At 40.0% G+C, this 13,164-nt stretch carries 5 protein-coding genes; 2 read left to right on the forward strand and 3 right to left on the reverse strand.

The window, feature by feature from the left end; all coding sequences use genetic code 11:
- The first annotated feature begins 91 nt into the window (after positions 1-91).
- Positions 92-1,636, forward strand: a complete 1,545-nt coding sequence (locus PP182_RS14005; protein WP_272651891.1) for an FG-GAP repeat domain-containing protein — start codon at positions 92-94, stop codon at positions 1,634-1,636.
- Positions 1,637-1,662: 26 nt separating this feature from the next.
- Here PP182_RS14005 and PP182_RS14010 read toward each other — a convergent pair whose 3' ends face one another.
- Positions 1,663-2,382, reverse strand: coding sequence for a dienelactone hydrolase family protein (locus PP182_RS14010; protein WP_272651892.1), 720 nt, complete (start codon positions 2,380-2,382; stop codon positions 1,663-1,665).
- A 96-nt stretch (positions 2,383-2,478) separates the two neighbouring features.
- Positions 2,479-11,079, reverse strand: a complete 8,601-nt coding sequence (locus PP182_RS14015; RefSeq protein ID WP_272651893.1) for a T9SS type B sorting domain-containing protein — start codon at positions 11,077-11,079, stop codon at positions 2,479-2,481.
- Positions 11,080-11,216: 137 nt separating this feature from the next.
- Between PP182_RS14015 and PP182_RS14020 the strand changes: the two genes are divergently transcribed.
- On the forward strand, positions 11,217-12,338 hold the full coding sequence (locus tag PP182_RS14020; protein WP_272651894.1) for a PQQ-dependent sugar dehydrogenase: 1,122 nt from the start codon (positions 11,217-11,219) through the stop codon (positions 12,336-12,338).
- A 14-nt stretch (positions 12,339-12,352) separates the two neighbouring features.
- Here the strand turns inward: PP182_RS14020 and murQ are convergent, their stop codons facing one another.
- Entirely contained in the window at positions 12,353-13,162 is an 810-nt protein-coding gene (gene murQ / locus PP182_RS14025) for an N-acetylmuramic acid 6-phosphate etherase (protein ID WP_272651895.1), read from the reverse strand.
- Between the last annotated feature and the right edge of the window lie 2 nt (positions 13,163-13,164).

Below are 13,164 nucleotides of genomic sequence, written 5' to 3' on the forward strand. Positions count from 1 at the left end.
TTGCAAAATTGTGTTGCCTTTAATAATTTTTTGTTAAAACTCTCTGCTTTCAGGGGTACAATGCAATCAGATAACCACCCTGAATTTAATAATGACTAAAATTAAAATTCTGAAATATCCTTATTTTGCCCTTATACTGTTATTAGTTTCCTGCATAAAAACAAAAGAAGAAAAAGCAGTAGCGCTATACGATACTTATTGCTCAAGTTGTCATTTATTACCTGAAATAAACAGTCTACCAAAACACATTTGGGAGGAAGGCGTGCTTCCCGATATGGCTGCGCGAATGGGAATTCAAGATTCTACATATGACCCCTATGAAAAGGTTTCTCGAATGGAAAAATTTGCCATTATGGAGTCTGGTATATATCCCAAAAAACCGATAATCGAAACCGAGGATTGGAATTTATTAAAGGATTATATTCTCAAAATGGCGAATGATTCCCTAGATACTAGTGACGTATTTACCCCCATAAAAAAGATATCACAATTTCATCCACAATCTGTCATTCTAGATAGCACCAAGGGTGCACTCATCACTTTTTTGGAATATGACTCACTGCAAAAAAAAATAGTTGCAGGCAATCTCAATGGTAAATTGATTCATTATGACCCATTGCAAAAAAAAGTAATTAAAACCGAACGTACTGAAAATGCACTTACCGCCTACGCTCAAAAAGATACATTGAGATATCTTACCTACGTAGGCTATCTTAATCCATCAGAGCTTGCCAGTGGTAGCGTTCATGTTATTGAGCCAAGCAAAAGAAAATTAAATAAAGTAGGCATACAATTACATAGACCGGTACATACACTGGTTTATGATTTTAACGAGGATGGCAATGATGAAGTTGTAGTCTGTGAGTTCGGAGATTTAACCGGGAAGTTATCATTACTTAGTCATACTGGTGATTTTGAATACCAAAGAGAAGTGCTTTTAAATCAACCTGGAAGTATTAGAACCATTGCAAAGGATATGAACAAAGATGGTAAAACTGACATTGTCGTTTTAACGTCGCAAGGAAGGGAGGGTATCACTATTTTATACCAGGAGGATAATTTGGAGTTTAAAATGGAAACTCCAATAAAATTTAGTCCTGTATACGGGTCCAGTTGGTTTGAAATCATAGATTACAATCATGACGGTTTTTACGATATCGTTACCGTTCATGGCGACAATGCGGATAAAAGTTATGTGCACAAGCCTTATCACGGACTACGGCTACATATAAACGACGGAAATAATAACTTCGAAGATAAATATTTCTATCCTTTGAACGGTGCCACTAGGGTGGTATCCAATGACTTTGATCAAGATGGGGATATTGATTTTGGTATTCTGTCTACTTTTCCCAATTATGAACAAAAACCTACCTATTCCTTTGTTTATTTACAAAACAACGATGCCGATCTATTCAATTTTGAGCCATACCGATTAAATTCTAGTGATTTAGGTAGATGGCTATTGATGGATTCTGGAGATTTTGACGATGACGGTGATATAGACATAGTTTTGAGCGCCTTTAGTTATTCATTTACTCCTGTGCCGAAGAATTTGCATGAAGCTTGGCGGAACTCAGATGTTGATTTACTGATTCTGGAAAACAATTTAAATCCTGCTGTTCCCAATCCTTAAATCAAAATTTTAGATTAAATTAATACCTAGTTTCCAAGTTTCTGTGAAATCATCCATTCATAAAGCTCTTCCGTTGCATAAGCTCTTGACCAAGCATTATGGCCTACTCCTTCATATTTTGTGAATTTTACGTCATACCCTAAGGACTTTAGTTTTTCAACCATTTCCTCTGATTCTTGAACGGGAATAACGGGGTCCTCTTCACCATGAAAAACCCAAATAGGCATTTTCCTATTAATCCAGGATGCATAAGGTACCGGTGTCATTCCACAAACGACAGCCATAGCAGCAAAAGTTTCCGGATATTGAACGGCCATTTCCCAAGCTGCCCCTCCCCCACGACTAATACCACTTAAATAAATCCTTTGTGTATCAACGCGATTGTTCACAATTACACTATCCAATAATTGTTTTACAGCTCTAGTATTCCACCATTTTTTAGCAAAGGAATTTTGGGGAGCCAAGATTATAAAAGGAAAATCCTTTCCCTCTAAAATTAATTTTGGTGGCGGAATTCTTTTGTTTTTGTCATCATCCGGTTCAATTTCGCCTCCCCCATGCAGAAAAAGCAGAATAGGGAACTTCTTATTGGTTTCTATCTTATAGTTTGGTGGATAGTACAGATAATAGTTGAGCGTCTCCTTTACCTTCGTTTCTAATTTCTCATCTATTAAACTAAAGCTTTGCTGTGAAGCACAGCTATTAAAAATAAAAGCAAGTAAAAGAAGAGGTAATTTTTTGAGCAATTTAAATGTACTTTATACCTTTTGAAGATACATAATAAAGAATTATAAAGCTAGTTGAATTAAAAAGGGAAGACTTTATCTTCCCTTTTTTTAAGATTATCTATAGAGTGTGAAATGTCCCACATAACGTGTCTCACGCTTCGCCAAGGCATTTACGACATACCAATAATCGCCTGAGGGCACTTCTTTTCCTTCATAGGTGCCGTCCCATCCACTTACTTTGTCCAATACCGCCACTACCCTACCATAACGATCATAAATCTTAACCTCAACATCATCAAAAAACTCTCTGTTTCTGGGTTCCCAAACATCGTTCATATTATCACCATCAGGGGTGAAGAAATTTGGAATTTCCAACATTCCGGTGAACTCAAATGGCAACTCGACCTCTGCGATACATCCATTGGCATCCACTACGCGAATATTTACCATACCACTTTCATTTGTAGTATATGTAGTTTCTTCTCCGTAGGAAACCCCATTGAAAAAATATTCATATCCACCATACCCACCTTCGGCCATGGCAACCATCTCATTAGGTCCAGTTTTCTCTGCGCTTAGGGTCAATGGATTATAACTATCCACATCGAACTCAACAAAATTGGTACAACCATTTTGATGATATATATATACAATATGAGTTCCTGCAGTTAAATCTCCCCATTGGTTTTCAACACCTGCATTGGATGTAATGGCATCGGTAGCATCCACGGGATCCAATGCGAACATTAAATCCCCCATAGCTACATTACCAGTCATATCAATGGTAACCGTACTATTAGGGAATATTCCCTCGCACCCATATTCTACTATTGGTTCAGCGGTTAAATCAACACCGATGCCAATGGTAAATAATTCAGTATTTGAACATAGATTAACGTCCCTAACATAAATGGCATAAGATGCACCTCCCTGTAAATTCTCTATCACCTGTCCAGTAATAAATGGTTCAAATGTTCCAGTACCTGTTTCATCAACCGGGTCTATCATTTCCACTTTGTATTCATAGTACGGAGTAGCACTTACCATTGGGTCGTTAAAAGTAGTTCCCCCGGTAATATCAAAAGTCATAGTTCCATCATTTGCCCCAATACACAATTCAGGAGTTGTCTGAATATTGATGACCTGAAGTACTTCCGGTTCATCAACTGTAATAAAGTCACGCTCAAAACATCCATTTTCATCTTGAATCAATATCTCATAAGTGCCTGCGGCCAAATCCTCAAAGATATATTGGCCCGGAGTGGTGGGATCACTAAAAAATTCATTGAAAGTTGGACCTATGGCAAATTGAATAAGACCTATTCCTCCAGAAAGTACTTCAACCGTAATTGTTCCATCTTCTTCTCCATTACAAGTTACCGGAGTAGGGTTAGCTTCAAAAACAATGGGTTCAGGTCTTGTAATTTCAAAAGGTCCAGCGATATCCATACAGGTAGCACCACTGGTAACCGCTATATAATAGTCCGTTCCCTCAGGCAAACCTTCAAAAGTACCATTGTCTTGCGGACCTCTGAATAAAGTTGCAGTTGCTGCCGGATTAAATGCATCTAAGGGATCACCATTATACAAAAAGAACGTGTCGTCTCCTACCCCGCCGTTAACGAAGGACTCTATTCTACCATCCAACTCGGAAGCACAGGAAATATCATCCGGTAAATTGGGCAATAGTGTTATTCCGGTTGCATCAGTCATTGTAATTCCATTGGAACGCACAGCTAAACAAGTGCTAGCCAAACTCGTCTTTCTAACATCGAATTGATAGGTTATACCTTGCACACCTGAAACCAAAACAGAGGTACCCGACATAGGTTGATAAGGTCCTATTACAACACCATTTTCTACAGGTGCAAATTCATAAGTGAATGAAGGATCTGGATTTTGTATGGACAAGCGCATTTCACCATCTCCTCCACAACCAGGCACCCTTGTTTGTACCAACAATGGTGCAACAGGTGGCGGTGGATCAACAAAATATGGTTCTGTTACATATAGACAATCAAAACTTGAAGATACCTCGATTGCATACCAACCTGCGCTTATAAATCCGCCACTAGCACCAATAAAGGTTGGTGTATTTTGTAATCCACTTGTAGATGCTATATCTGTATTATCGTTACTATTCAAGTACAACAACCTATAGTTATAACCGGCACCAGGGAATCCTCCCGTTGCTCCGGCGATTGCCGATGTTGCATCACCTGTGGAAGGGTCAAATGCTTCAAGAACAGCATTGTTACCATTGGGACAATCCAACCCTTGTGGTTGTCTAATACCTGCATCAATCTGTGGAACTTCTTCCAATTCAATATCGAAAGTACTTGGACATCCCTCAGTATCTTGGACCTCAACACGGTAAAATCCAAAAGCAAGGCCCGTAAATTCGTTATTGATTGAGAATGGCGCAATTTCAGTTGTATACGTACTACCGTTATCCGTACTGAACCACAATCTATATTCATATGGTGCATTATCCCATCCGCCACTACCTGTAGCCTCTATTTCTCCAGAATCATTGTTACAGCCCACATTTCCGATAGAAACCGCGGTTACTTGCAACGGTCCATTAGGTGTTCTAATATTGGCCACGTTACTATCATTCGTACAAAAGGGAACATCTGTTGAAACAACCTCTACGATTAAGTTACCTCCTGGTAGACCAGTAATCCGAGCTTCCTCACCATTAATATCCGGATAATTAGTGGTATCAAAATTACCCGTTGCAATTAATGTACTCTTGGTAACATCATCGGCCATATAGACATTGTATGTATACTGTCCTACATAATCGGATACCTCTATAAATAATTCTCCATCATCTAAACCAAAACAACTCACAGGCTTAGCTTCTGTAATAAAAGCAGTGGGTAATTCTGGTTCCGCTACCGTATGTACTGGCAATGGATAAGTACATCCACCCGTATTATCGGTAATTTCAAACAAATAGTCTCCCGCTGCGGGTAAATCTACAAACCCAAACGATGAACCACTTACATTAACATTGGCTACAGGTACTACCGAAGTGGTCACAATTGTAAAATCCGTAGTTCCAACCACATCTATTCGAACTCTCTCGTCATTGGCACAATCCAGAGGACTAACAACACTCAGAGATGTGACCACATCAGTTGGTGGATTAATTGTTGGTACATCAAAGGTTGTTTGACACCCATTTCCATCTATGGCATATACCGTAATATCTTGAGAGGAACCATTATCTACGATTTCGAAAGTGTTCGATGATTGATAGTTAGAAAATCCCGTTATACTATATCGATATCCAGAACCAATAGTGCCCGGATCTACCACATTAACCGTTATGATTGTGGAGCTATATCTATTTGCACCGGGCTCACATGCAAAATCAGGAGCAACTGCCGTGATACTGAAGTTTTCTGGGTTTGTTATGGTATGTACACCGGACAATACTTCGCATCCACGCTGAGTAAGTACCTGAACTTGATAGTCACCTTCAGGCAAATCTGAAAATGCACCGGTATTATTGCGATCCTGTTCCAATGAAGTGGTTAAATTATTAAGTATATAGGTAATCGGTGTATCCTCTGATGTAAATGGAACCAAGGGATTAGCGGGTCCTACGACCACCTCAATAGTTCCATCATCACTATCCCTACAAGTTATATCCGTAGCTATTTCAGAAGTAATGACAGGTTGCGCAGCCTGGTTAAGGTTAATATCACTAACGATATATTCACAGAAATCCGTACCATCAAACATTATTCTGTCCACTACTAAAACATCGTATAATCCTGGAACCAATCCGGTAAATACAGGATTGTCTTCCTGTGTGATAGGACCTACGGCCGCTCCGGTATAATCTGTTCCGGATAGGATAAAGCCAAAATCACCACTCCCACCAAAAGTATCAATGGTTATTTCCCCGTCGGCATCATTACAGGTTGAGTCCGTGGAAAAGGTACCGGTGGCGGATAAAAAGTTATATACAGTAGCAGTTCCCTGACTTGTACAACCATTGGCATCAACAACATCTACTATATAATCTCCAGGACTGGCTACGGTATAAGTATACACCCAATTGGTACCGTCATCTGTTGGTATCTGTTCATCACCTCCTAAAGTAAAACGCGGAGTATTTACAGCGTTCGACATGGAAACGGTTATATCAAAAGATGTAGAACTTGGATTACATTGATTTACAACCGTAAAAGTAGGTACTGGCAAATCTGGATCTAATTGAATAACCGTAGCGATATCAAAAGAAATACAACCACTAGCATCACGGACATAAACGTCATAATCGCCCGCTGGCGCCACAAAAGTGGTAGCTGTATCATAATCAGCAGGATAGACAGGTTCGGGAGAACCATCAGTTACAAATGCAAATTCATAAGGACCACCAGAACCGCCTCTACCCTGAACAGTTATCTGACCAAATGCATTACAATTTGCAGGCACTTCTGAAATAATATCAATGGCAGGCAGGTTTTGGTCAATAATAACAGCGGCTGCATCCCTACAAGTATCCGTTTCGTTGACCACAATTATTTGATAATCACCTGGGAGTTCAGGATATGTATTATTATAAGGTAAAGCAGTAGTTGTAAAGGATGGAACAATTACCGTTGTGGTGTTATCATCATTATTCAACAATTCTATACGTAATTGATCACCTATCGTATATCCTGTAACCTGATAGCTGATTTCCCCATTCCTGTTTACATCGCAGGCTCCCGGAGTGGAAGATGCCGTAATGGCCAAAGTAGAGGGCGCGTCTACAGGCGGAATTTCTTGCTCATAGATACAGCCTGTAACCGTATCCCTAACTTCAACGGTATAGGCAATACCATATTGAATACCATCAGCAGTATTACTAAAAGTATGATCATCAATTCCAGGAGTATTGTTTAAGGGGTAAAAGGATGGTTGTTGCGCCAACTTTATCTCATAGGAACCAGAACCTCCACTAACACTTACCGCGTAGGTAAATGCACTGTCATCGCAAGTTGGTGGTAAAGGAGGCATAATAGGCGTTATTACTACCTCATTGGAGGTTATAGTAACCGTGTCAATATCTGTACAACCATTGGCATCCAAAGTAATCACAGTATAGTCTCCAGGTACCAGGTTTACGTCGCTTATCGTTATTGGAAAAATGGATTGATTCTCTAGCCTAGTGATCTCGGTTCCTGTATTATCCTCAATTCGGAAATCAAAATTGGCCGTTCCATCGGTAACTCCCGTTATATTAATACCTCCACTAAGTGTTCCACTACCGTCACAAATAGCAGGATCTTCGGTTACGGTAGCATCTGGTGGAAGGGTTGCATCTGTACCAATCACGGCATTGGCAGGTGCCGTTTCGCAACCTCTTGCATCCCTTACTAAATAAGGATAAGTTCCTGCCGGCAAATCAGAATAAACCGTTTGCGAGCTCCACCCCATACCGTTAAAATTAACCTCATAAGGCGGCACACCACTAGTAGCATCTGGAATAATGGTTGCAACACCATTATTAGGCGCTCCACAACTTACAGGTCTCGTAGTTACCGAGGCCGCAGCAATATTTGCAGGTGGATTTAATATTAAAGGTGCAGAAGTAGCTTCACACCCAGTATTGGTGGTATTATTATCGGTTATTCTAAAAACATAGGTTCCGTCAACATTAGTATCATATAAGAACGTACTCGATGAATAAGGAACAGGAGCACTAAATGTTACTCCATTATCAGAACTAACTTCGTATAATCCCGTTCCAGAAGCATAGCCTCCAGAGACTTGAACACGAATCTGTCCTGGAGCACCACCACATGGTATTTCTGTGACAACTGTTGTATTAACTCTTAACTGTGGCGCTATGTTTATAGTAATGGTGTCACTACAATTATTTCCATCTACCACCTCTATCGTATAATTACCGGGAGTTAGGTTACTGAAAGTTCCTGTGGGTTGTAAAGTTCCACCGTTGATTCTGTACTCATGTGTTCCAATGGCCGCACTTCCCGCTGTAGAAGTAACTACTGCCGTGGCCCCTGTCCCAGGTATATAACAAAAATCGGAAGCGGCATTATCCAAGCTTAATGCTGGAGCATCAATAGGCGTAAGATCAAATGTAAAAGTATCAATACAACCTTCGGCATCTTCAGCAGTTAAGGTATAGGTACCGGCCACCGTAAGATTATTAAACGTTCTTCCTGATTTTGGTCCAATTGTAGGACCAGATGGTGGTACCAACGTATATTGATTTCCGCCCCAACCGCCAGTGAAATTAGCCCTAACCCGACCAACGTTCCCATTGGCACAGCTCATTGCTGTCACACTACTTGTACTTATATCTAAAACTGGTGCGTCCTCAATATCAAAAGAAGCCGTATCTGTACAGCCCGTATCGGCATCTGTAACCGTAATGGTATAGGTTCCTACTCCAGATAAAGGCAAGTCGACCTCGGCATCATTTTGAGGTCCCCCTGAGAATAATCCTCCATTAATCTCATAGGTGTAATTATTGGCAAAACCATCGATAATGAAAGTTCCTGTACCATCCGATGCACCATTGCACACCCTTAAATCTCCTCCCGACTTTACACGTGCCCGAATAGAACTAATGACGGCAGGACTAAAGCCTTCGGTATATGTACAATTGTTTGCATCGGTAATTTGGAAAATATAGGTTGTCGATGTGCTTAATCCTATAAAAGTGTCACTACCACCATTGTCAATAGAAACAGGACTTATGATGGAATAATTAACGATGGCAGCATTGGACGTAGGTGTTAACGTTACATCCGAAGTTCCTGCCGCACAACTTATATTGCTTTGTGCAAAATCAAGGTTCGTTGGAGGGTCAACATCTAATATATCTATGGGTGTTAATTCTAAACGACAACCTCCACCATCGCGGATGATTGGTGTATAGGTACCGGCTGAAAGATTTGAATATGAGGTTATGGTTGTAAAATTTACTCCATCAATACTAAATTCATATCCACTCCCAGCCCCCCCTGAAAATGGGCCAACAAAGTCAATTTGACCACCATTTGTTCCTCCACCGCCGTCACAAGTCACGTCAGAAATCTTGTTCGCAGCACCATTGATAACCCCAACATTAGTTACCGTAACCGACGGCAAAGTGATAGTACATTCGAATCCACTCTGTTGATATCTTACCTCAATGTTGTTATAGGTTCCGGCAGCAACGGATATCTGTGGGTTAGTAACCCAGGGATTACCAGAATCAACCCTATAAGAAAGATTATAACCTCTCGCATCATTAATTGTAAAATCTATTTTGGCTCCGCCATTACTACAGGTTCCATCTATTCCAGTCGCTATAATATCTGGTGGTAATAGATTTTCCACATTTGAGGAAGCAGTTATGGTACAACCGTTGCTATCTGTAATAATGAAGTCATAAGTGCCTGCCGCTGTAACCGTAAAGGTTGTTGTTCCCGTATCCGTTGATGGATTACCGTAAGAGGGCTGTACAGCACCCCCATTTACAGTAAACGAGTAAGGTGCAGAACCGCCTTCTGTGTTTACGGTAATATCCACATTTGAAATTGTAGAGCAACCAAAACTACTGTTTACTTCGGTAGAAGCATCCAAGGCATTGATTCCAGAACCAATTGTAATCGGATTACCAAAAGTATCTACGTCAATTCTTGGCGGATCAATCCCGTTCAGTGGGTCTCCAGTACATTGCTGAGTTTCTACCTGAGCAATGTAGGTTCCTGAACCAACGGCTGAAAACGTGTAGGTTTCATCAGGTATAAAGGCCGTAAATTCTTGAGCCACACCACTGCTATTCAATAAAGTATATTTATAAGGTCCAAGTCCCGGAGTTGGAGTTACCGTAATAGTACCCGTTTCACCAAAACAGGAAATATCCGTAAAATTTACGGATAGATCTAAATTTCTTTCTACAATTTCTATAGGTTCATAAGGGTATTCGCAAGTATTAGGTATATTCCTTAATCTAGCCTTTACTATATAAGTACCGGGCAATAAATTCGAAAAAATAGCTCCCTGCCATGGTCCAAAACCACTACCACTGTTGATGCTGAATTCATAAGCACTAGATAAATTAGTAATTTGAATTCTACCGGGTACATCACATATATAATCTTCCTTGACATATGTTTGGCTTATTGTACTCTTTTTAACTTTAAAATAGAAAATTTGGCCATCCGCGACCACACGATATTCTGCACCCACCGTAGCCGGCACTGTACTAGCATCCAAATTGAATGTTTGTCCTGTAGCTACTTGTGAATAACAAGAACCCGTATTGGGACAATCCTCATTTATATCCGGTGAACATGAACCCCCTAATATTTGCCAAGAAACGGATGAATATGGACCTCCTGATAAACTAATGATTCTATCATCACTACTACCACAAAGATTAAAACGGGCGACAGTGAATCCATTACTGCTACATCCCACTTCTTCGTCGGCGCCTTGAATAATAGTTGTGAACATGGGCGCCATGGCAGTCATTGTACTTGCCTCTGAGTCTAATGTGGAAAAGGGAATGGATTTAGATTTTGAATCAAGAGTCTCCTTGGAAATAGCTTTTTCAACTACTCTTTCCACCGCAAGGGTTACCTCACTAAAAATTTTATTAATGCTAGAATCCGCAAGTGCCGTAGAGCCTACTACCGATAAAAGTATCAGCAGAACTACATACAGCGATTTACGCTGTTGTGATGGATGCATAGGTTAAGTAGTGTTTGGTAAGAAGGATATTGATTTGGGGTCAATATCAATCCTTGGTGTAATTATTTTTGCTTATATTCTTCGTATTATCTTAAAAAATCTATCTTCATTAAATAATATATATCTAACGTAAAGACATGAAAAAAAGTGTATTATTCTTGAGTTTTTTTGCCTTTTTACTAAATAATTCCTGTGCGCAAAACCCTGAAAATAAAGTTTCTACGCCAGAAACAGTCCCTTTTTCAGCTGAGCTGTTTGTCGATCAGCTACAGATTCCATGGGGATTTACATTCCTTCCGGATGGAAGTATGTTGATTACCGAAAAAAACGGTGATTTAATCCATTTTTCTAATGGAAAAAAAGCTAAAATTTCTAATGTACCTGAAATATATCAACGTGGACAAGGTGGGTTATTGGATGTTGAACTGCACCCTAATTATAAAGATAATGGGTGGATTTATTTATCTTATGCTTCTCCAGCCGGAGATGAAAAAGGAGGTAATACGGCAATCATGAGAGCTAAGCTTAAGGGTGACAAATTAGTTGAAAATCAAGTGTTATACAAAGCTGTTCCCAATACTACCAAAGGCCAACATTTTGGATCGAGAATCGTTTTCGATAAGCAAGGATATCTCTATTTTTCAATTGGAGAACGGGGTAATCGTGATGAAAATCCGCAGGATATAACGAGAGACGGCGGCAAAATATATAGGCTCTATGACGATGGAAGAATCCCCGAAGACAATCCTTTTGTTGGACGAAACAATGCAAAAACTGCTATTTATAGTTATGGACATAGGAATCCACAAGGTCTTATAGTAAACCCAGAAACCGGAGCTGTATGGGATAATGAACACGGACCACGGGGAGGCGATGAAATCAACATTGTTAAAAAAGGGGCCAATTATGGGTGGCCTGTAATTACTTATGGTATCAACTATAGTGGTAGTCCTATAACCGACAAGACAAAAATGGAGGGTATGGAACAACCTATTCATTACTGGGTACCTTCTATCGCCCCAAGCGGAATGGTCTATATTACAACGGACAAATATAAAGATTGGAAAGGTAGCCTACTTGTTGGTTCATTGGCATTTCAATATTTGGAACGTTTGGAACTAAATGGAACAAAGGTCACAAAAAGAGAAAAATTGTTAGATGGTGAAGGTCGGGTTCGCTCAATAGAACAAGGACCTGATGGTCTTATTTATGTTGGTGTTGAAGGAAAAGGCATCTATAAGTTAGTACCTAAAAACTAAAGCTATATCCAGTTTTAAATTCCGGATTCCAAGGCTTTTTTTACGGAACCGTGTTTTTTGAGCAATTGTTCGGCTTTGTCGTAGCTCACGCCAAGGCCTTCAACAATATACCGCGTTCCCCGATCGACCAATTTTTCATTGGTAAGTTGCATGTTGACCATTTTATTACCCTTAATTCTGCCAATCTTGATCATGAGAGCAGTTGAAATCATATTTAAGACAAGTTTTTGGGATGTTCCACTTTTCATTCTAGTACTGCCCGTTACAAACTCTGGTCCTACATTTACCTCAATAGGTATGTCCGAAACTGCAGTAATGGGAGAATTTGGATTGTTTGTGATACAGGCGGTCAAAATATGATGTTTTTGCGCCATTTTTAGCCCACCTATAACGTAAGGAGTAGTTCCCGAAGCCGCAATTCCTACTACAACATCATTGGAATTGATATTATGTTGATTAAGGTCCAACCAAGCTTGTTCCGTATTATCCTCCGCATTTTCCACTGCCTTTCTAATGGCTTTATCGCCTCCGGCTATGAGACCAACTACACGTTCATGGGACATTCCAAAGGTTGGGGGTATTTCTGAGGCATCTAAAATGCCTAATCTACCACTGGTACCGGCTCCAATATAAAATAAACGTCCACCTTTCTTGAATCTTTCCGATAGCCCATCTACCAGTTTGGTTATCTGCGGTATGACCAAAGCCACGGCATCGGCAACCTTTCTGTCCTCTTCGTTCATTTTTTTAAGAATCGAAGTCGTATCCAATTGTTCTAAGTCATCATGATTAGATGGGGTCTCCGTTATTTTATTAAAATCCATAG

The sequence above is a fragment of the Maribacter sp. PR1 genome, from assembly GCF_028464145.1.
Taxonomy (GTDB): domain Bacteria; phylum Bacteroidota; class Bacteroidia; order Flavobacteriales; family Flavobacteriaceae; genus Maribacter.